The 18646-nt window shown below is 48.9% G+C and carries 26 protein-coding genes; 15 read left to right on the top strand and 11 right to left on the bottom strand.

What is annotated here, in order from left to right; genetic code table 11:
- Positions 1-31: 31 nt before the first annotated feature.
- The 7 genes from ACX9GT_RS11630 to ACX9GT_RS11600 form a co-directional block, all read right to left on the bottom strand.
- Entirely contained in the window at positions 32-493 is a 462-nt protein-coding gene (locus ACX9GT_RS11630; protein WP_473191207.1) for an ASCH domain-containing protein, read from the bottom strand.
- Positions 490-1311, bottom strand: a complete 822-nt coding sequence (locus ACX9GT_RS11625; protein ID WP_473191206.1) for a chromosome partitioning protein ParB — start codon at positions 1309-1311, stop codon at positions 490-492. The genes ACX9GT_RS11630 and ACX9GT_RS11625 overlap by 4 nt, the downstream gene beginning before the upstream one ends.
- 161 nt (positions 1312-1472) lie before the next feature.
- Complete coding sequence (locus ACX9GT_RS11620) at positions 1473-3080, bottom strand: DUF4942 domain-containing protein (protein WP_473191205.1); 1608 nt, start codon at positions 3078-3080, stop codon at positions 1473-1475.
- 156 nt (positions 3081-3236) lie between these two features.
- Positions 3237-3515, bottom strand: a complete 279-nt coding sequence (locus ACX9GT_RS11615; RefSeq protein ID WP_473191204.1) for a hypothetical protein — start codon at positions 3513-3515, stop codon at positions 3237-3239.
- Positions 3499-3894 carry a hypothetical protein gene (locus tag ACX9GT_RS11610; RefSeq protein WP_473191203.1) on the bottom strand — a complete coding sequence of 132 codons (396 nt, stop codon included), beginning with the start codon at positions 3892-3894 and terminating at the stop codon, positions 3499-3501. The genes ACX9GT_RS11615 and ACX9GT_RS11610 overlap by 17 nt, the downstream gene beginning before the upstream one ends.
- A 16-nt stretch (positions 3895-3910) precedes the next feature.
- Positions 3911-4309 carry a zinc-finger-containing protein gene (locus ACX9GT_RS11605; protein ID WP_473191202.1) on the bottom strand — a complete coding sequence of 133 codons (399 nt, stop codon included), beginning with the start codon at positions 4307-4309 and terminating at the stop codon, positions 3911-3913.
- Complete coding sequence (locus ACX9GT_RS11600; protein WP_473191201.1) at positions 4310-5335, bottom strand: hypothetical protein; 1026 nt, start codon at positions 5333-5335, stop codon at positions 4310-4312.
- 40 nt (positions 5336-5375) lie between these two features.
- On the opposite strand from ACX9GT_RS11600, the gene ACX9GT_RS11595 reads away from it, so the two are divergent.
- The gene (locus ACX9GT_RS11595; RefSeq protein WP_473191200.1) at positions 5376-5633 is read left to right on the top strand and encodes a hypothetical protein; all 258 of its coding nucleotides are present in this window, start codon (positions 5376-5378) and stop codon (positions 5631-5633) included.
- A gap of 49 nt (positions 5634-5682) precedes the next feature.
- Here ACX9GT_RS11595 and ACX9GT_RS11590 read toward each other — a convergent pair whose 3' ends face one another.
- Complete coding sequence (locus ACX9GT_RS11590) at positions 5683-5880, bottom strand: hypothetical protein (protein ID WP_473191199.1); 198 nt, start codon at positions 5878-5880, stop codon at positions 5683-5685.
- An 84-nt stretch (positions 5881-5964) separates the two neighbouring features.
- Here ACX9GT_RS11590 and ACX9GT_RS11585 point away from each other — a divergent pair, with 84 nt between their 5' ends.
- Positions 5965-6183, top strand: coding sequence for a hypothetical protein (locus tag ACX9GT_RS11585; protein ID WP_473191198.1), 219 nt, complete (start codon positions 5965-5967; stop codon positions 6181-6183).
- A 136-nt stretch (positions 6184-6319) separates the two neighbouring features.
- Here the strand turns inward: ACX9GT_RS11585 and ACX9GT_RS11580 are convergent, their stop codons facing one another.
- Positions 6320-6784 carry a toxin YdaT family protein gene (locus ACX9GT_RS11580; protein ID WP_473191197.1) on the bottom strand — a complete coding sequence of 155 codons (465 nt, stop codon included), beginning with the start codon at positions 6782-6784 and terminating at the stop codon, positions 6320-6322.
- A 10-nt stretch (positions 6785-6794) separates the two neighbouring features.
- Complete coding sequence (locus ACX9GT_RS11575) at positions 6795-7043, bottom strand: YdaS family helix-turn-helix protein (protein WP_473191196.1); 249 nt, start codon at positions 7041-7043, stop codon at positions 6795-6797.
- Between the two features lie 106 nt (positions 7044-7149).
- Here ACX9GT_RS11575 and ACX9GT_RS11570 point away from each other — a divergent pair, with 106 nt between their 5' ends.
- The 9 genes from ACX9GT_RS11570 (at position 7150) to ACX9GT_RS11530 (ending at position 14178) form a co-directional block, all read left to right on the top strand.
- Positions 7150-7590, top strand: a complete 441-nt coding sequence (locus tag ACX9GT_RS11570; protein ID WP_473191195.1) for a helix-turn-helix domain-containing protein — start codon at positions 7150-7152, stop codon at positions 7588-7590.
- A 380-nt stretch (positions 7591-7970) separates the two neighbouring features.
- Positions 7971-8180 (top strand): hypothetical protein, encoded by a 210-nt coding sequence (locus tag ACX9GT_RS11565; protein ID WP_473191194.1) that lies wholly within the window; start codon positions 7971-7973, stop codon positions 8178-8180.
- 466 nt (positions 8181-8646) lie between these two features.
- Positions 8647-8886, top strand: a complete 240-nt coding sequence (locus ACX9GT_RS11560; RefSeq protein ID WP_473191193.1) for a hypothetical protein — start codon at positions 8647-8649, stop codon at positions 8884-8886.
- A gap of 180 nt (positions 8887-9066) precedes the next feature.
- Positions 9067-9240, top strand: coding sequence for a DUF1482 family protein (locus ACX9GT_RS11555; RefSeq protein WP_473191192.1), 174 nt, complete (start codon positions 9067-9069; stop codon positions 9238-9240).
- A gap of 249 nt (positions 9241-9489) precedes the next feature.
- Positions 9490-9786 carry a hypothetical protein gene (locus tag ACX9GT_RS11550; protein WP_473191191.1) on the top strand — a complete coding sequence of 99 codons (297 nt, stop codon included), beginning with the start codon at positions 9490-9492 and terminating at the stop codon, positions 9784-9786.
- 3 nt (positions 9787-9789) lie between these two features.
- On the top strand, positions 9790-12252 hold the full coding sequence (locus ACX9GT_RS11545) for a hypothetical protein (RefSeq protein WP_473191190.1): 2463 nt from the start codon (positions 9790-9792) through the stop codon (positions 12250-12252).
- Entirely contained in the window at positions 12249-12752 is a 504-nt protein-coding gene (locus tag ACX9GT_RS11540) for a siphovirus Gp157 family protein (RefSeq protein ID WP_473191189.1), read from the top strand. Before ACX9GT_RS11545 ends, ACX9GT_RS11540 begins: the two co-directional genes overlap by 4 nt.
- Positions 12753-12827: 75 nt before the next feature.
- Positions 12828-13070, top strand: a complete 243-nt coding sequence (locus tag ACX9GT_RS11535; protein ID WP_473191188.1) for an excisionase — start codon at positions 12828-12830, stop codon at positions 13068-13070.
- Positions 13054-14178 (top strand): phage integrase Arm DNA-binding domain-containing protein, encoded by a 1125-nt coding sequence (locus ACX9GT_RS11530; protein ID WP_473191187.1) that lies wholly within the window; start codon positions 13054-13056, stop codon positions 14176-14178. The genes ACX9GT_RS11535 and ACX9GT_RS11530 overlap by 17 nt, the downstream gene beginning before the upstream one ends.
- 124 nt (positions 14179-14302) lie before the next feature.
- Here the strand turns inward: ACX9GT_RS11530 and icd are convergent, their stop codons facing one another.
- The gene (icd, locus tag ACX9GT_RS11525) at positions 14303-15556 is read right to left on the bottom strand and encodes an NADP-dependent isocitrate dehydrogenase (RefSeq protein WP_473191186.1); all 1254 of its coding nucleotides are present in this window, start codon (positions 15554-15556) and stop codon (positions 14303-14305) included.
- A gap of 139 nt (positions 15557-15695) precedes the next feature.
- Between icd and rluE the strand changes: the two genes are divergently transcribed.
- The 4 genes from rluE (at position 15696) to hflD (ending at position 18624) form a co-directional block, all read left to right on the top strand.
- Positions 15696-16322, top strand: coding sequence for a 23S rRNA pseudouridine(2457) synthase RluE (rluE, locus tag ACX9GT_RS11520; RefSeq protein WP_473191185.1), 627 nt, complete (start codon positions 15696-15698; stop codon positions 16320-16322).
- Positions 16323-16339: 17 nt separating this feature from the next.
- Entirely contained in the window at positions 16340-16786 is a 447-nt protein-coding gene (locus ACX9GT_RS11515) for an NUDIX hydrolase (RefSeq protein ID WP_473191184.1), read from the top strand.
- Between the two features lie 105 nt (positions 16787-16891).
- On the top strand, positions 16892-17995 hold the full coding sequence (gene mnmA, locus ACX9GT_RS11510) for a tRNA 2-thiouridine(34) synthase MnmA (protein ID WP_473191183.1): 1104 nt from the start codon (positions 16892-16894) through the stop codon (positions 17993-17995).
- Positions 17996-17997: 2 nt separating this feature from the next.
- Positions 17998-18624, top strand: coding sequence for a high frequency lysogenization protein HflD (gene hflD, locus ACX9GT_RS11505; protein WP_473191182.1), 627 nt, complete (start codon positions 17998-18000; stop codon positions 18622-18624).
- Positions 18625-18646 lie beyond the last annotated feature (22 nt).

Below are 18646 nucleotides of genomic sequence, written 5' to 3'. Positions count from 1 at the left end.
GGTTGTTGTTCTAACTTTTGGCTTGCAGCTATTAGTTGCCATTGGGTGCCACCTCCAATTCGGTCAAATCGATATAGCTTTCAGGCACAATGAGATTGAACATTTTGTGTGGACGATGGTGGGCCTCGAAAAAACCGAGACGGCCTTTCATTGGCTTGAATGGCAAGGTACGAGCATTGGCCAACGTAAATCCCACGGGACCGAAGAACCACGGCGATTCGCTTTTATCGACGCAATCGGCGATCGTTACCATGCCGACAAAGCCGCCTTTTTTCAGGTATTGGGTATCAGGTAATTGGAGGGCGACGTGGACGCCTTTGGCCCTACGCAGAATTTGCCTTGCTAATGCCATTTCAGCCACCGTTGGCTTATGTGCTGATGCATGAATAAGTACAGGCCCACGATAGTTCGTGTTCCAAGTGCGGTTTTCGATGTCCTTGTAGCCGTTCACAATGAGCCAAGCCCACGGCTGACGAATTGAAATAGCTTTCACGGCTTCACCTCTTGGGTACGGTACTCATCCAAGATATAAAGGACGTCCAATGCTGTGCCTTCCGGCAAGATATAGGCTGTACGACCATCAATTTCACGCACCTCAGCCCGAGCCAGAATATTCACCAGACTGCGTGATTTAGCAGCGCTGAACTGAGGTATAGCTGTTGATTTAGTGGCTTTTACTTTCCCCTTGTCCTGAGCTTTGTTCGCATCACCTTTCAGAACCTCAGCGGCCTTTTCGCCATGCTTTTTGACGCGTTCAACTGCCAGCGGAATATCAATCACGCCCTCCTCCACTAATTGATGAACATCATGGTTCGCAGAAATTAATACCAGTGCATTATTTACTTTATAAAGGGGTATATGCAGAACCTCGGAAATTTTGCTTGGTGATAGATTTAGATTCTGCAAATCTTTAACAAGCAGCGCTTCTTCATAATCAGTTATTGGCAATTGCTTACTGCTGGTTCTAATACGTGCAATACGTTCAACATCGTTCCCTTCGAATGGCTCTATTTTTATCCACTCAACCGGCAAGCCTGCCTCATCACGCATGCGGCGATAGGTCAATGTACGGCGATGCCCTTCAACAACCCACACGCCGCCTTCATCACGAGGTGTAACCTCAAGGTTCGGGACTTTCCCACCTTTCAGCATGTACTGATAAGTTTCTTCATTTGCCTCGCGATAGCGTTCGTTATCGACTCGGCGGTTAAATCCTTCTTTGATGTGAATATCATCAAGGCGAATTAACAGCGATGTTTTCCCTCGCTTAATTACCTTTCCATCAATCATTTTATTAAATGAGTTTGTCATTGGTCATACCTCTTCTTTCGATAATGATGATTTTGCTATTTAATTTTTATTGCTTTTTCAACATTCATGCGTACACCACCAGCATGCAAATACATGCCACCAGCGCGGTAAAATTACAGACGAAAAATATCCATGCCCCGATAGATAGCTTCTTCATGGAGTTAATCCCTCCGCACCGCAGCCAAGATCACTACTGAAATGCTTGTGCCAGCGAACTCATTGCTGATAGGTTCAGACCAACTCACGTCCCAACCGGGTAAAATATCTTTCCCCTTCATTCCTTCCGGCAGGATGGCAACCAACCGGCTACCGGATTTTGTCAACGATGCAGCAGCAACCACATGTGCCAGTGCTCGGCCTTCGCTGAACGGCGGGTTCATAACGATCCGGTCGAAACATCCGCCTTGCTCAGCCCATTGGATGAAATCGGCATTAACAACACGATGCCCCTTTTCTTCCAAAACCTTGCAATTCAGAACAGAGATCTCAACGCAGGTTGTTTTTTCTTTGGGCAGGAAGTCGGCTATCCCGCCCAGACCTGCGCTTGGTTCAAGGCATGAGTGGTTAGGCCCGATTTGTGCAGCCTCAACGCAACGGATCGCCAGACTTTCAGGTGTTGGGTAGAATTGGTGGGATTTCTGGTCTGGGATGCACCCTGACGCGACGATCTCGCCAATCACATCCGTAGGGTCATAGTCAAACTCAAACCAAACACTGTGAGCCTGACGCATCTTTGAGGCCCCGATAGAAATGAGCACTCTTTCAGCTTCCGCTCTGGCAAATTTATCAAAATCACCTTGCCCGAATTGGCGGCTGTTTTTATTTTCAGTCAGCCCAGCCTTCCAATCACGGCCAGACCAACCGCCCCAATAACCGGTAGGTGCTTTACGCAGGGCAACCAGCTCGGCGATAACGGCAAATGGCAAAGGCCGTAAAATCATTTCGAAGTCTTTAAGCTTCTTTTTCGGCTTTTGGCGGAATTCTGGCGGGATCGCCGTTGGGAACATGCTCGCCAATACGCAATTCAGGCGCCATGCCATTTCAGGGTGAACTTCAAAATGAGCAGTCCCCTTGAGGTAACAACGGATCCGCAAAGCCCCACCATCAATCGTTAACCAGGTGCCTGTCTGCCGATATGCCTGTTTTATCATTGCTTCGGTGGAACCGTGCCGGGGTTCATCACGCCCCATAAATTTGGCAACCACCTGCCGCAGATCATGAATATAACCGGCAACCGAATAGTTAATGGTGTCATAGCTGTTACGAACGCCTGCAATGATCATGCGCTTGCCGAACCCCTCAGGGCGGTTTGTCACATGCTCACCAGACAGCGCCCGGAAAATACCATCGACCCGTTCACCAAAGAATTTTTGCCGTGAATTGAGCAGCTCCATGATTGTCGGGCGTGCGGTTTCTTCCTCGAAATCCGGTGTTTTCATTTCGCTGATCTGTTCGTTCCATTCGTCACGACGCTTTTGAGGCATGTATTCGTATACATCAGTGAGATTCAGAGCCTTTTGCCAAAAATCAGCATTCAGGCTGGCGATCGCGCCGTCGACTTTAAAAACTTCGGAAACACTAGGCATGCACCGGCCCTGCTTAAGACCATTGCCATTGATAAAATGGTGTACAGATGCCGTATGGGTAGACACGATGCCAGACATCATTTCTATATCCGTGCGCAGTTGCTTGTACTGACCGAGCAGGTTATCAATCAGGTCGGTAGATGCCGGGGCAAAAAAGCCCTCGCTCAAAACTAATTCACTCATGATGAAATCCTTATGCCTTAGACTCAGCAGCTAAGCGGCGCAATATTTCCGCTTCGGTTGGCAATGGAGTTGCCGCCACGCTCATGTAAATTTCGCGGCGAACCGGTGTACCTCGTTTCAGCAGATGCTCCACACGGTAGAATGGCATTCTCAGCATCATGGCAATTGCCCAGGCGTTCTGCCGGAAAGGTGAAGCTGATAAATCCCAGTCAGCACCCGGCGACTGTACATATTCCGATTGCCGATTTTGACGATCGCGCCGGAACTGAGCTGTGGAGCAATGACTTCAACCGGTTTTGCTGGCTGTTGATAGCAGGCTCTTGAGCGGGCCCGCGCTGCCGAATTCCAGCCATCAATGATCGTCTTGCAGTAGTCACGGCCATCATCCATCGGGATACGGCGTTCGTTTATCAGACGGTTAATTTCTAACGACATTTGTCATTCCCCCTCTAACATCTGAGAGCAACCGATCGAACAACTTATGCAGGTGGCAAAACTTCAATTCGGCATCACTGAAACACCATGTTGTCTTAATTTTCTTCGTGCCCTTGCCACTTGCCCGGTAGTTGGCATCGCCCATTTCGATAAAGCATGCTGTGGTACTTATCAGCAGATAGCGGGCCATGTTCCCCTGCCCCGTTCGTACCAGCTCGACGTTGGGTGAACGGAGCATTGAACGCAGACGAATCCGGACCTGTTCCCGGTTCATGCCACTTTCTGGGTGGAGTGTTTTGATCAGGGCGTAAATCTCATTCGTGGAGAGATTTTTTCCCTGGATAGCATCAACAAATTGCTTGGTCGTAATTCTGGTCATTGGTCATACCTCGCACTTACAGCGAATTTTTATAATCGGTGGCCAGTCGCTGCACTCTCCTGCACTGGTCAACATCAAACATCCCGATGTGGCATTCTGAACCGGGAATTCCCAGGCTCTCAGCAAGCCACTGATACGCGTCAGCGCGTTTCATACCGAATTCCTGCCACAACGGATCGAACGCCGCATGAGCCAAGCGTTTTGCCGCCCGCAGTTGCGCGTTAGCCAAACGACCAAGCGGCAATGCGTCGCTGTCACGGTGGCAACCGACATACGCACCACACGGCGAGCATGACCAAAAATAATGCTTTGCTAAATCTCGGCGCTGCGGGTAAATCTCAAACCCTCGCGTCAGTTCTGCTGGTTTACCGCAGTAATCGCAGATGACCACCCGGTTGATATTTATCGTTTCCATTTAATCTCCTGTGTACGGCTGTTCGCCGGTTTCTTTGTAGGCCTGGTACAGATAACCCCTCCATGCGATACGGCATGTGGTGTCATGTGATAAACCCAAGCGAGCTTTTGAGTAATTCGATTTGGCCATTTCCTCAGCCTTATTTTTTGGCTTCTTGCTGGATATAATTAACCGGGCAAAAGAACCATCGTAATCAATAAAACTGCGTTCCTGATTCACCAGGTGGGGCGGCGACAATGTTTTCCAGTCATTCGCAATTGTGTGCAATATCACGGACTCCGGTGTATGTCCTTGTTGCCGGAACTCATCCAATCGCTCAATGCAGGCTATTGCCCCTCGCTGGGTTTTTAAGGGTTTCCCCAGCTCAACGCAGAATTCACCCCACTGACACCAAATCTCAGGTGATAGCCATTCAGGTAGTTCAAGAGAATTAAAATCAAACTCCTTCCCGCTCCCCCCCTTGGGGGGTTGGGGGGGGGCTTTTTTCTCTTTTTCTTTTTCCTTCTCTTTATCCTTCTCTTCTCCTTCTCCTTCTCTTGCTTCCAAGGATCTCGGAAGCCCCTTCGATGCCCCTTCGTTATTTCCATCAATTATTTGCGTATTCCCCCGTCGCCCGACAAGGTGATAATCATCCCGATACATATCAAAAAACATTGATAAATAAGGATTTTCAGGGAGCGTGTTATAAGCATTTTGCACCCCTTTACATTGCTTATCTGTGGGCTTTAATCGCTTACCAATTTGTTCATGGGCCATTCCAGGCACCCACACCATCTCGGTATCGGTGTCGTAGTAGCAAAAACCCGCATCTTCCGCCCTTTTAAGCCCCTTTGAAGCCCCTTCGAAGCCCAAACCAGTTTCATGAGCGATATAAAGAAGCGGTAAGTAATAAAGCCCCATCATGTGGGCGTGTGGGGATGTTAAAAGATAAAGCGACACCACCAATGCTTCAGCACCAGCATCCCGTAGTTTCCTATGGGTCTTGCCGATCCAAAATGTTGGTGATACTTTTGCGAAGTCCCGCATACTGCCGCCTAATTATTTCGTTAATTTCAGTGAGATAACCATGATGGATATTTTGGTTGTAAAACATAAGCCTCAGATATGCATTGGCGCATCGTCTGATAGACTTAGCCTGGTGATCGACAGAACTGAGCAAGAGTTCGACTATCAATCGTCCGATCCAATGCCTGATGACTACCGTTCTGTTGCTATTCCTATTGAGGAAATACCTGCTCTTATTGATGCATTGAAGATCGCATACGAAAAAACCAAACATTTCCCAACGTTAGATGTAGAAGCCAGATTTAAAGATCCGATTTAATTTCTACGCCCCCTTGCCGTTTTGATTGCGGGCTTACCCTTAACCCGCTTTAATGGCTTGGCATAGGTTTTAGCAACCGCCAAACTGCTAGCGATCGTCGCATTTGGCCGATCGCTGTAATGATCAGCACCGCGTAATGCTGCCGAACGCGTAATGCTGCCGAACGCGCAACATCAAGACTGAAACCATCACGAACCAACTGATCGCGAATCTGTGCCTCTACCTGTTCTTTTGTGAAATTAGCCATTGGTTTTCACCCATATTTGGTGCCGAACCTTCCCCTGGTATATCCTCGCGGTTCCTACACCTAAGGAACCAAGGGAGGTTCGACATGACTGTTAAAAATCAATTTATTGCTACTAATCCAGTAGTAACGAGAGATGCTAATACCGGTAAAACACGTGTTTGCCTGGAGGTGACCGCTCTTGAAAGCTATCCACCAGGTACTGAGATTGCATTGATGCCATCTCTTTCCGAGTATCTTCTCGACTCAGATTCCACAACTGAATTATTGAAACAACTCCTGGAGGTGCAAAAAGCTCAGGCATAAGCCATTTGAGAACGTACCAAGCAATATTTCTGGCAATACGTTTCCGAAATGAATTTTCTTTCTTTAGCGCCAATACTCTGGCGCTAGTTTTGTTTTTATTGAATATTGAATTGCTCATTGGTCATTCCTCGCTTACTTAGTGCAGGTGCGTTCTGGCTACCTGCCGGAATCTCGCGAACTCACGTTCAGCCTCATCACACTCACGATCGAATACAGCCAGAGGCGCATGCAGCAGCGCGGCCGTAATCGCGTCTTGGTGCTCTTTCAATGCACGGGTTGCCAGATACTCAATGCTGTTCCCTGCCACCATTTGGGCCCGTAACGTTGACGGCATTGCATCCAGGATCGCCGGTAACAAATCCATGATGTTCTGCTTCGCCCGCGCTGTGTCGCCGTCCAGCCAGCGGAAAAGCTGTTGTTTGTTGTTGTGCCAGGCGTCAAAATCAATCGTGCCGTCAGCACGCTCAATGATGCCCAGGCGCGGAACGGCCATGCTGCGCTGGTGATATGCAGCGGTTACCAATTCAGCTATACGGCGCTGTCCAACCTCTGCAGCCCATGCCCGTAATGTGTTGCGTACCTGCTCGTGTTTGATTTCCATAAATCAGCTCTTAAACTCCTTGTTGCGTAGATTGTCCTGGTGGCAGGCCGTCAGTAGGGTTTGGGTATAAATCAGGTCTCAACTCATGCGGGGTAATCCCTGTAAGTTCGTAAACCTTCAATACCCGCCCCGAAGGCACATTACCTTTGTACTTATTTTTCCACCGACAAACGGATTGCTCCGAAATCTCTAATTGCGCCGCAAAACCCCGTAAAGATCCTGCGGCGTCGATGGCGCGCTGTAGTGCAGTTTTTTTCATGATTAAACCTCAGTGTTAATTACAATTAATGATTAAACCTTAGGATTAATAAAAAAGCAACCATTAGGTTGTTTTTGATTCACAACCTATGGCTTATACTGTTGATATGAAAAAAGAAAAATCTTTGATGCCACCGCCCCTAGCGGAGCGACTTAATGTTTTGATGAAACGATCTGGGGTGAATAAATCTGGGCTGGCGAGGATTTGCGAAATAACGCCGCAAGCGGCCGGTAAGTGGTTCACTACAGGGAATATCAGTAAAGAATCAGCCATAAAGATTGCTGAGGCTTTTGGTGTCTCTCTAACTTGGTTATTGGGTGATGAATCGTCAGAGAGTTCAGTGCCAGTAGAGGATGATTACAACCCGGCCGAACTGAATGACAGGCATAAGATCCTTCTAAAACTGTTTGACAGACTGCCGGAGAGCGAAAAAGACAGCCATATAGCAGCACTGCATGTGAGAGTTGAAGATTACGATAAGTTATTCAAGGAATTACTAAAATCACGAAATCTTGATGAAATAATGCAAGCAAAGAAAGACAAGTAACACCACCCCTTCCCATTAAGCCGACTTATGTCGGTTTTTTTCGTCAAAAAATCATCAAGTTAAAACCTATGGTTTAAATATTTTAACTCCAATGGTTGTATTTAATTTAAACTAATGGTTTAATTAATCACATCAAAGGCAAGCAGCCAACGCGATAAGGCAAGGAAAGCCCACGAAGTAGCTACCGGCGAGCGTATGAAACACCGGGTGAATCGCGAAAATTTTTAGCCGGTTGGGGTGATGGAGAACCGAAATCTATCACGCAGGGGTGGGAAATCCAGATTACCACACCCCAGCCAGCTAAATTCACGGCACAGCATGCTGATCAGGTAGGTAGTACGTTCCGCCAGCCGGGCGATAACGGCGCGAGGTAGTGACCAATGTCGACCGACAACAGGAGAGAGAAAGTGAAATTTCGAGATCTGCCAATAGAGATTCAGATAATTGCCGCAGAATTGCTAAAAGAAAAAATTATCGATCCGCGCATAGGCTTAGTGAAAGAGCCAGCGGTAGAACTGGCTCTGGAAATCAGAATTGCGTTTGAAGCGCTTTTCAGTGAATCGACTCCTAGCGAAGCCCAAGCTTCTTAGCGATTCCTTCAAGAATTCCATTGTGCCGATCACTCACGATACTTATAGCCGCCCCACATGCGGCGCATTGAATGAAGTGTAGTTTGTGCTGGCATCCGCTTACTTTTGTATTGCTGTTCAGTTCAAAAGAGGATGAATCACATTTAGGGCATTTAGTAGTTAAAGCCATCTTTATTCCTTACTTATGGTGTGAGAACTGTAAGGATACCACCGAGCTTGATGTGGATAAAAGACAGGCAACACCCAGCCAGCGGTGGTGTAAAACACTGGCAGTAAGTGGCTGGTTTTGTGTTACATCCGTACACCCTCCAACCAATGCACTTACGGACCACCGGGAAAGTCCGGTAGCGAGGATATGACCTGACACCCCGGAAAGACGGGACCGCGCGAGGGCGGTGACGTTACCCCCTGGACCTGACAGCCGGGAAAGACCGGCAACTATTAACCATGGCGATAAGGATGCTTGATGAAACCGACTTCATTAAAACCAGGCATGCGCGTGTTGATAAAGCCGCATTTTGGCAGTGGTGAATTAACTGGAACCTTTATTCGCCGTGTTGCTGGCCAACCTAATCGTCCGGCCCATAGCATTATCCGTGTCGACGAATTTGCGGGGCTGGATGGAGACAATGTAGTTGATACCCCGTTTTCTGATTACGATGTCTCTCGACGATTACATCCGTTACTTCCAAATCCAAAGAAGTAACCAACGTTAAATTTTACAACCATGCGAGGCTTGACCAATGGATTATTCAAAAACCTGTATTGAGGATTTACTATTTTGCTTTGAATCTTTCGGCTATGAATTTTATTGCGATGGTGACGAACAGAAATACCACGCGGTAACCGGTGCGCTTTAATTTAAACGCTAACACTTGGGATTAATATGCAAGAAATACTATTTGCATTGGTTGTAACTGTTTGCCCTGCTCATGCACCTTGTACTGATGTTGTTTATGAAGTCTATGACAATAAACAAGAGTGCGAACATGTCATTTTCGAAAGGAGAATATTTAACGGAAACTGTTATGAAGTTGATTCAATTATCAGCAAGCGTTGAACATGTTCCCCACTGCACATAGTGGGGATATTGAAATGAACCTCACGTCATCCTTTAACAATTGGTGGGGGCGCCAAGGCGATGGGGTTCATTTCAATATGATGTAAAAAGGCCCGCGCAAGGCGGGCCAGTCTACTGGCTTAACGTTATCCGGGAACGGCGGAGTCAGCGACCAAACCGACTCCAGCGAGGTATGACCAATGGCTTACGCCATCGGACGCCGCAATTGTAGTGCAAATGGGGGTAACCATGCAAGATTTACCAAAATCAATAAATACCACGTTGTATATCGTTGCTCAAAAATACAACTGGCAAAGTGAATTCACCGTGCATGTTTTCGATTATAAACCGATACGCAACAAGGACGTCATTAATATCGTTTTGTGTGAGACACAATTATCGATGGACATCCCCGACTCAGAATTCACTGCGCTTGCTATTAACATGTTAGAAGAGGAAAAAGAGTCGGTATTACGTGAGGCGCAATCAAAAGCTCAAGACATTCAGGAAAAAATAAAATCTTTACTACCTAAAAGCGAGGGATGACCAATGCCTTTATTTACCTGTGGGTTCTTACCCAAAAAATCAGCATCAGCAAATGGCACTGTTGCATTAGCTATTGCCATCGAAGCTAAAAACATTAAATTAGCAGAAATGAAAGCAACAATGCTTTTAGAGGAAGCATTTCCTGATTCAACTGCCAATTTTTTTAAACCTAAAATTTGTGCTGACCGTGTTGGATTGCCCCGCCCTGCCGTTAATGAATTCAGTTCATATTGGATGAAGCATAACCGTTGGAACGAAGAAACCAAAGAGTTTGAGCCTATCCCATTGCCTGATCTTGATGATGATGGCGAGACACCAATCACCAGTACAAAGAAAATATTCGATTTATCCACAGATGTTCGGGTTACTTACGTCCTGATGTACGGCAGCAGGCCCGACACAGTGGATCAAGAACACCTGTCGAACGCATTTGAGATGATCAACAACGATGAAGCTGACCCAACATTACGCGCCATCATTGAAGGCCTACCCCGTATTCCACAAGTAAAAACGATGCCTGTCGCATCGTTGGAAAAATTGATTGAAGCGATCCAGGCACATTCCCCAGCGTTTACATCATGGCCTGATGTCAAAAAATTTGGCGAACAGCTATTAGCCGGTGAATCCGTGCATGAAAATGATGGTGCTGTGTATGATGATACTGATGAAATCATTGATCTAATGAAAGTCAGCCCTCGCGAACGCCAAGCATCTGTATTGCTTTTTGGTAACTCGCCCATTACTGGGGATATGTTTTCTCAAGTCTGTGACTATCTGAATGATTTGGATAATGGCGATGCCGACGGTGAAGAATACGAAGGTCGCCTTAACCAATACATTCTAAACGCCATGGCTGGACACCCCCCAGTTAAGCAAATGCATGTTGAAGGATTGAACAACATGCTTATAGGTCTGCATAAACATTTCGATAATCAAGAGCCAGGCCGCAGAGCAGTTACCCTATTCATCAGAGATTGGACAGATAACCCAGACAAGCGCGATAAACTGTCTGGCACCAGCACCAGCACCAGCACCAGCACTGACGATAGCACCACGTTACCGGATTATGATGCTCTCGAAAAACACATTGCACTATCGATCATGTCCAAGCACCCTGCCACTGCCAAGGCTTCCGATGTCACAAAGGCCAAAGATATTATCGCTTCTCGCGATTCTGTATGGCGTGCCTGGAATAAAACTTTTCGCGTCATCGTCGGCATTCTGAATGTTGATGTTGACACCAGGCACGCCATTATTTCAGAGGGCCTGAAAAACCTGAAATTGGTCAATAACGACGATGAACGCCTGCACTTTGTTAAATCCCGCTTAGCTGGCAATCCAGCATGCCCCGAACTGGCGAACTATGGACAGCAGACTGAAAAGCCACTGGCGGTGCAAAGTCTTGGCAATAGTAAATTCTCAATCGAAGGGTTGACAGGCGCACAGCAAAGCACTGCATCAAAAGAGCCTGAAAGCGATACAAAAGCGCCAATACCTGAGGCAAAAACGCCAGATATTGCAACGGTACCGGTAAACGTTGAGTCGCAATCTACATTAGCTGATTTGGGTGCCGCGCATGAGGAACTCCGCAATCGTGCTGATGAGTTAGAAAAAGAACTGGCAGCAAAGACCGGTAGCGCGGCTGAAAACCTGAAAATATGGAAACAGGTTCAACGCACCGATCCTGCTCGCACCAAGCGCCAAGATACCACCAACGGTAAAGGCGATGTCACTCGCTCAATAACGAGCATTAAGCCCGTATACCAATACATGAGGGCTACTGAGATCTTTGGGCCGTTCGGTATTGGTTGGGGGGTGGACGTGGTTGAAGAACGCTTTGACCGCGGCATACCGCTGATGGAACCCATAATCGATAATGCGGGCAGGGAAACTGGGAAAAAGGTCATGCGGGATGGTGATGGCTCGATCATGACATCTCTCAATCACACCATGAAAATCACTCTCTGGTACCTATATGGTGGTCAACGAGGCGAAATCACTGCATACGGTCACACAAAGGCTCTCTACTCCAGCAAATATGGGTTGACGGTTGAAGAAGAACCGTCGAAGAAAAGTCTGACAGATGCCACAACAAAAGCCCTTTCGTCACTAGGTTTCAGTGCGGACGTTTACTTGGGCCTGTTCGAAGATGCCGAATACTCGCAAGAAAATGCAATCGAGCATGGCATTAAAAATGCAAGTGATAAGGCTGAGGAGTCAGTACGCCTTCGTAAAGAGCTTGATGAGAAGTTCACGAAAAATACTGAAACCATGCGTTCTGCTGTCACCAAGAATGAAGTTGCTCAGGTTGCATCATCACTCACACGCACCATTGGCACGCACATCAAGAGTGCTAAAGCGGTTGGCGATACCCAACTTGCGAGTTATTTAGACAGTCGTTTACATCGGCTGGAAGAAATCAAGAAAGAATGCTTGGCAAAGTTTGACGCGGAGAAACCAGAATGAGCACTCGTACCATAGATTTAGCTATCGAAATGAAAAAGCTGCAGGAGCTGGCGGAAGATGGCGAACTGACCCCGGAAATGATCAAGGACACGCTCGAAGGGCTTGAGGGCATGCTGGGAGATAAGCTTGATGCAACTATGTCAGTCGTACGTAGTTTCTTGGGCCAAGCGGAAATTTGTGACTCAGAAGCTAAACGCCTTGCGGCCCGAAAAAAAAGCTGGGAGGGCCAAGCCGATCTACTGAAAAAATACATACTTGACTGCCTTATAACATCTGGTTCTGACTCCGTGAAAACTGCAAAAAATACTTTTACTGCACGTAAAGGTTCGGCATCACTTGTGATTGACGACGAAGAGTTACTACCGGATGAGTTTGTCGAGTCTTATACCGAGATCGTCAACAAGATTAAAAAGGATGAACTGAAAAAAGCCATCATAGCCGGCACTGACATAAAAGGGGCGCATATCGAAACCGGACCCCGTTCACTGCAAGTCCGCTAACTGATTTCCAAAAATCAAAACCACACCGGCCAGCACGCTAATCTGCTGGCCGGTTATATCGTTGAGGTATGACCAATGGCTCGTTTGCTACGTATCACCGACTGGGCAAAGGAAGAGTTCGGGGAGAAGCCCCCGGCCTACTCAACCCTTTTGACTTACGCAAAAAACAAGATGATTTACCCACCGCCGCAGAAAGCCGGTCGTTCCTGGTGGGTTGAAAAAGGGGCGCGATTCACCGGATTGACCTGCCAACCTGAGACTAAGAAAAGCGACGATCCCCGCCTATTGAGGATTTTAAGTGATGGCAAGACCACGTAAATACAACATCAGTGTTCCGGGTCTTTCTTGCTATACAGACCCAAGAACAAAAAAAGTATACTGGCGCTATAAACACCCAATCACAAAGAGATTACACGGGTTAGGAGACAATGAGGCCGAAGCCACGGCAATTGCCATTGATGCAAACGCCAGATTCGCAGAGCAGTTATTGCGAAGCACGCTGATTGTTCGTGACAAGTTGAGCCGCGCCGTTGGCGGGAGCATAAGCGTTTCGACGTGGCTCGATCGTTATCTGAAAATCCAAGATGAACGCAAAGATGCAAAAGAGATCACGGAAAATACCGTGAAGCAAAAAATCGCCCCGGTCAAAGCCATGCGGGCTGCATTGGCTACAAAACCGATTAAGGATGTTGATACCCGCGATATTGCCGACATCTTGGACGATTACAAGAATAGGGGCTATTCCAGAATGGCCCAGGTGGTTCGCACAACGCTGATCGATGTATTCAAAGAGGCCCAGCACGCTGGTGAAGTGCCACCGGGTTATAACCCTGCCGAAGCGACTAAAAACCCTTACAACAGAATAGGACGTGAACGCATGGTATTAGATGAATTTAACGCCATTCTAGCTGTTATTGAACCACCATTTGAGTACATGAGGAATGCAATGCTACTGGGTCTTATAACCGGTCAACGTGTCGGTGATATTAGCAAGATGCAGTTTTCCGATATCTGGGATGGTCACCTGCACGTTGAGCAGATAAAAACTGGTGCGAAGCTAGCGATCCCGCTATCCCTCCACTGTGACGCTATTGGCATGACGTTGGATCGGATAATAGCCCAATGTCGTGACAACATCGTCAGTCCTTACCTGATTCACTACACTCACAACACATCAATGGCCAGACGTGGAGGATTAGTTCAACCCAACACATTAAGCAGCAGTTTTAAAAAAATCCGTGATCTCTCTGGACTGTCTTGGGAAAAAGGCACTCCTCCCACATTTCATGAAATCCGCTCGCTGGCTGAACGTCTGTACAGGGAACAAAAAGTGAATACCAAAGATCTGTTGGGGCATAAGTCCCAGCGTCAAACTGACCGTTATAATGATGATCGAGGGAGGGATTGGAAGGTCGTTGGGGGGTAAAATTCGCCTGTTTTATGTACAGTTTTGTAGAAGAGTTTTGTAGGAGTTTTGTAGAAGAATTTTTGGAGGGGGAAAAACAGACGGGAGCCATAAGCTCCCGTAATCATTTAACGCCAAAACACCATTACATGTGTTTAACGATAGCGTCGCCAAACTCTGAGCATTTCAGCAGCTTAGCGCCTTCCATCAGGCGTTCGAAGTCATAGGTCACAGTCTTGGCAGCGATTGCGCCTTCCATTCCCTTAACAATCAGGTCAGCCGCTTCGAACCAGCCCATATGACGCAGCATCATTTCAGCCGACAGGATGATGGAACCTGGGTTCACTTTATCCTGACCAGCATACTTAGGCGCGGTGCCGTGGGTAGCTTCAAACAGCGCACAGTCGGAACCGATGTTGGCACCAGGGGCGATACCGATACCGCCAACCTGTGCGGCCAGGGCGTCAGAAATGTAGTCACCGTTCAGGTTCATACAGGCGATAACGTCGTATTCTGCCGGGCGCAGCAGGATTTGCTGCAAGAATGCATCGGCGATCACGTCTTTAACCACGATCTGTTTGCCCGTATTCGGGTTCTTGATCTTCAGCCATGGGCCACCGTCGATCAGTTCACCACCAAACTCTTCACGTGCCAGTTCGTAGCCCCAATCTTTGAAGGCACCTTCGGTGAACTTCATGATGTTGCCTTTGTGAACCAGGGTCACAGAATCACGGTCGTTGGTGATCGCATATTCGATCGCCGCACGCACCAAGCGCTTGGTGCCTTCTTCAGAACATGGCTTGATGCCAATACCGCACTGCTCTGGGAAGCGAATTTTCTTCACGCCCATTTCATCGCGCAGGAATTTGATCACTTTATCAGCTTCTGCTGAACCGGCTTTCCATTCGATACCGGCGTAGATGTCTTCGGCGTTTTCACGGAAGATCACCATATCAGTCAGTTCAGGCTGTTTTACCGGGCTTGGCGTGCCCTGGTAGTAACGCACCGGGCGAAGGCACACGTACAAGTCGAGCTGCTGGCGCAGGGCAACGTTCAGGGAGCGGATGCCGCCACCAACCGGAGTGGTCAATGGGCCTTTGATAGCAACGCGGTAGTCACGGATAAGACTCAGTGTTTCGTCCGGCAGCCACACGTCTTTCCCATAAACGTGGGTGGATTTCTCACCGGTATAAATCTCCATCCAAGAGATTTTACGTTCACCGTGGTAGGCTTTTTTTACTGCTGCATCAACCACGTGAATCATAGCAGGGGTAACATCGACACCAATACCGTCACCTTCGATGAACGGGATGATCGGGTTAGGCGGAACAACCAGTTTACCCTGGGCATCAACCGTAATCTTTTTACCTTCTGCCGGAACAACTACTTTGCTTTCCATCAACCTCTCCTTCATTCTTCAAGCGCAATTTTTGTTAATGCTTTGTAAGATGCGTGTCAATACTACTTGAATATTCAGTCCGCGCCAATCCGAAACGGATTCGGTTATAATGCGCCTATCATCCGTAATATCAACGACTATGAATAAATTCCCTGTTAAAAATCACCGAGTTAAACGATTCAGCCCAGCCAAACCCGCCGCTCGCGCAGCGCCGCAGGGGCCGCGCCGAATCGTGTTATTCAACAAACCTTTTGATGTATTGCCGCAGTTTACCGACGAATCCGGGCGTACCACGCTGAAAGCCTTTATCCCCTTTACCGACGTCTATGCGGCCGGGCGCCTCGATCGCGACAGCGAAGGTTTACTGGTGCTTACCAATGACGGCAAGTTGCAGGCTCAACTGACACAACCGGGTAAAAGAACCGGCAAGGTGTATTACGTGCAGGTGGAAGGCGAGCCGCAGGACAGCGATTTGGCGCAATTGCGCACAGGCGTGACGTTAAAAGATGGCCCAACCTTGCCCGCTGGCGCGGAGCTTGTGGAGGAGCCGCAGTGGTTATGGCCACGCAACCCGCCAATCCGCGAGCGCAAATCCATACCCACCTGCTGGTTGAAAATCACCTTGTATGAAGGCCGTAACCGCCAGGTGCGACGCATGACGGCGCATATCGGCTTCCCTACCCTGCGCCTGATTCGCTACAGTATGGGAAACCTTTCCTTGGGTACATTACAGCCCGGTGAATGGCAAACCCTTGATTCGCTGTAACCACTAGAGGAACAGCTATGTTCAAGCCACACGTTACCGTTGCCTGCGTGGTTCATGCCGCCGGTAAATTTTTGATCGTCGAAGAAACCATCAATCACAAAGCCTTGTGGAATCAGCCGGCAGGCCATTTGGAGGCGGATGAAACGCTGATCCAGGCCGCCGAGCGCGAGCTGTGGGAAGAAACGGGCATTCGCGCCACACCGCAGGCGTTCCTGCGCATGCATCAGTGGCTCGCACCGGACAGCACGCCGTTTCTGCGCTTCAGCTTTGTGATTGAACTGGAAAGCCCGTTGCCCACCGAGCCGCACGACAGCGATATCGATCGTTGCCTGTGGCTGACCGCCGAAGAGATTTTCTCCGCCAGCAACCTGCGTTCCCCGCTAGTTGCCGAGAGCATTCGCTGTTATCAGCAGCCGGAGCGTTATCCTTTATCACTGGTCGCCAGCTTCAACTGGCCATTTTGACGGCATAGACAACATATAAGTGCCGTGCGCGCAGGCGGCCAACATGGTAAAGTACTGCGCTTGTTTTTTATCACACAGTCATGTGTTCAAGTTCGTGAGATCCCCATGTCAGACAACAGCCAGAAAAAAGTAATCGTCGGGATGTCCGGCGGTGTCGACTCTTCCGTTACTGCCTATCTGTTACAGCAACAGGGCTATCAGGTCGCTGGGCTGTTTATGAAGAACTGGGAAGAGGACGATGACGAGGAATACTGTTCAGCCGCCACCGATTTGGCCGATGCGCAAGCGGTTTGCGACAAACTTGGCATTGAGCTGCACACGGTGAACTTCGCCGCCGAATACTGGGATAACGTGTTCGAACTGTTCCTCGAAGAATATAAAGCGGGCCGCACGCCGAACCCGGACATCCTGTGTAATAAAGAGATCAAATTCAAAGCGTTCCTGGAATTTGCCGCAGAAGATCTGGGGGCAGATTACATCGCTACCGGCCACTATGTGCGCCGCCAGGACGTTGACGGTAAAAGCCGCCTGCTGCGCGGCATCGACGGCAACAAAGACCAGAGCTATTTCCTCTATACCCTCAGCCACGAGCAGGTGGCACAAAGCCTGTTCCCGGTGGGCGAGCTGGAAAAACCGGAAGTTCGCCGCATCGCGGAACAACTGGAGCTGGTCACCGCCAAGAAAAAAGATTCCACCGGTATCTGTTTTATCGGCGAACGTAAATTCCGCGACTTCCTCGGCCGCTACCTGCCTGCGCAACCCGGCCCGATCGTCAGCGTTGACGACCAGACCATCGGTGAACACCAGGGGTTGATGTATCACACCCTCGGCCAGCGTAAAGGGCTGGGCATTGGCGGCATGAAAGACAGCAGCGAAGACCCGTGGTATGTGGTGGATAAAGACGTTGCCAACAATATTCTGATCGTTGCCCAGGGCCACGATCACCCGCGCCTGATGTCCACTGGCCTGATCGCCCAACAGCTGCACTGGGTCGATCGCCAGCCATTGACGGCAGCCCTGCGTTGCACGGTGAAGACTCGTTATCGCCAGCAGGACATTCCCTGCACCGTAACGCCGATCGACGCAGAACGCATTGAAGTCCGCTTCGACGAGCCGGTGGCTGCCGTAACCCCAGGCCAATCCGCCGTATTCTATCTCGGCGATATTTGCCTGGGCGGCGGCATTATCGAACAACGCTTACAGGAGTAATCGTGGCGAAGAATTATTACGACATCACGTTGGCAATGGCTGGAATCAGCCAGTCAGCGCGCTTGGTACAGCAACTGGCGCACGAAGGGCAAGCCGATCGCGAAGCGTTTCACACTTCGCTGAGCAGCCTGTTGCAAATGGATCCTCCTTCTACGCTGGCGGTATTCGGCGGTGAAGAGCGTAACCTGAAAATGGGCCTTGAAACGCTGATGAGCGTGCTCAATGCCAACAATAAAGGCTTGGCCGCTGAGTTGACCCGTTACACCATCAGCCTGATGGTGCTGGAGCGCAAGCTGAATGCCAACAAGTCGGCGATGAATACGCTCGGTGAACGCCTGAGCCAGTTAGAGCGCCAGCTGGCGCATTTCGAACTGGAGTCAGACACCATCATCAGCGCGCTGGCCGGTATTTATGTCGACGTGGTTGCGCCGCTGGGGCCGCGGATTCAAGTCACCGGTTCACCGGCTATCCTGCAAAATCCGCAGGTGCAGGCCAAGGTACGCGCCACGCTGCTCGCAGGCATTCGTGCTGCGGTGCTGTGGCAGCAGGTCGGCGGCAGCCGCCTGCAATTAATGTTTTCCCGTAATCGTCTGTTCAAACAGGCGCAAAAACTCGTTGCTCATTGTTAATCGATCCCAGGAGTTGCTACCG

This window comes from Serratia sp. YWN4, assembly GCF_055790845.1.
The sequence above is the reverse complement of the archived record's forward strand: the minus strand, read 5'-3'. Positions and strand labels throughout refer to the sequence as shown.

What these genes read in the sequence shown, in the direction of transcription:
- ACX9GT_RS11625 (WP_473191206.1), bottom strand. Translation starts at nt 1,311, where the DNA reads ATGACAAACTCATTTAATAAAATGATTGATGGAAAGGTAATTAAGCGA.
- ACX9GT_RS11620 (WP_473191205.1), bottom strand. Translation starts at nt 3,080, where the DNA reads ATGAGTGAATTAGTTTTGAGCGAGGGCTTTTTTGCCCCGGCATCTACC.
- ACX9GT_RS11615 (WP_473191204.1), bottom strand. Translation starts at nt 3,515, where the DNA reads ATGTCGTTAGAAATTAACCGTCTGATAAACGAACGCCGTATCCCGATG.
- ACX9GT_RS11610 (WP_473191203.1), bottom strand. Translation starts at nt 3,894, where the DNA reads ATGACCAGAATTACGACCAAGCAATTTGTTGATGCTATCCAGGGAAAA.
- ACX9GT_RS11605 (WP_473191202.1), bottom strand. Translation starts at nt 4,309, where the DNA reads ATGGAAACGATAAATATCAACCGGGTGGTCATCTGCGATTACTGCGGT.
- ACX9GT_RS11600 (WP_473191201.1), bottom strand. Translation starts at nt 5,335, where the DNA reads ATGCGGGACTTCGCAAAAGTATCACCAACATTTTGGATCGGCAAGACC.
- ACX9GT_RS11595 (WP_473191200.1), top strand. Translation starts at nt 5,376, where the DNA reads ATGATGGATATTTTGGTTGTAAAACATAAGCCTCAGATATGCATTGGC.
- ACX9GT_RS11590 (WP_473191199.1), bottom strand. Translation starts at nt 5,880, where the DNA reads ATGGCTAATTTCACAAAAGAACAGGTAGAGGCACAGATTCGCGATCAG.
- ACX9GT_RS11585 (WP_473191198.1), top strand. Translation starts at nt 5,965, where the DNA reads ATGACTGTTAAAAATCAATTTATTGCTACTAATCCAGTAGTAACGAGA.
- ACX9GT_RS11580 (WP_473191197.1), bottom strand. Translation starts at nt 6,784, where the DNA reads ATGGAAATCAAACACGAGCAGGTACGCAACACATTACGGGCATGGGCT.
- ACX9GT_RS11575 (WP_473191196.1), bottom strand. Translation starts at nt 7,043, where the DNA reads ATGAAAAAAACTGCACTACAGCGCGCCATCGACGCCGCAGGATCTTTA.
- ACX9GT_RS11570 (WP_473191195.1), top strand. Translation starts at nt 7,150, where the DNA reads ATGAAAAAAGAAAAATCTTTGATGCCACCGCCCCTAGCGGAGCGACTT.
- ACX9GT_RS11565 (WP_473191194.1), top strand. Translation starts at nt 7,971, where the DNA reads ATGTCGACCGACAACAGGAGAGAGAAAGTGAAATTTCGAGATCTGCCA.
- ACX9GT_RS11560 (WP_473191193.1), top strand. Translation starts at nt 8,647, where the DNA reads ATGAAACCGACTTCATTAAAACCAGGCATGCGCGTGTTGATAAAGCCG.
- ACX9GT_RS11555 (WP_473191192.1), top strand. Translation starts at nt 9,067, where the DNA reads ATGCAAGAAATACTATTTGCATTGGTTGTAACTGTTTGCCCTGCTCAT.
- ACX9GT_RS11550 (WP_473191191.1), top strand. Translation starts at nt 9,490, where the DNA reads ATGCAAGATTTACCAAAATCAATAAATACCACGTTGTATATCGTTGCT.
- ACX9GT_RS11545 (WP_473191190.1), top strand. Translation starts at nt 9,790, where the DNA reads ATGCCTTTATTTACCTGTGGGTTCTTACCCAAAAAATCAGCATCAGCA.
- ACX9GT_RS11540 (WP_473191189.1), top strand. Translation starts at nt 12,249, where the DNA reads ATGAGCACTCGTACCATAGATTTAGCTATCGAAATGAAAAAGCTGCAG.
- ACX9GT_RS11535 (WP_473191188.1), top strand. Translation starts at nt 12,828, where the DNA reads ATGGCTCGTTTGCTACGTATCACCGACTGGGCAAAGGAAGAGTTCGGG.
- ACX9GT_RS11530 (WP_473191187.1), top strand. Translation starts at nt 13,054, where the DNA reads ATGGCAAGACCACGTAAATACAACATCAGTGTTCCGGGTCTTTCTTGC.
- icd (WP_473191186.1), bottom strand. Translation starts at nt 15,556, where the DNA reads ATGGAAAGCAAAGTAGTTGTTCCGGCAGAAGGTAAAAAGATTACGGTT.
- rluE (WP_473191185.1), top strand. Translation starts at nt 15,696, where the DNA reads ATGAATAAATTCCCTGTTAAAAATCACCGAGTTAAACGATTCAGCCCA.
- ACX9GT_RS11515 (WP_473191184.1), top strand. Translation starts at nt 16,340, where the DNA reads ATGTTCAAGCCACACGTTACCGTTGCCTGCGTGGTTCATGCCGCCGGT.
- mnmA (WP_473191183.1), top strand. Translation starts at nt 16,892, where the DNA reads ATGTCAGACAACAGCCAGAAAAAAGTAATCGTCGGGATGTCCGGCGGT.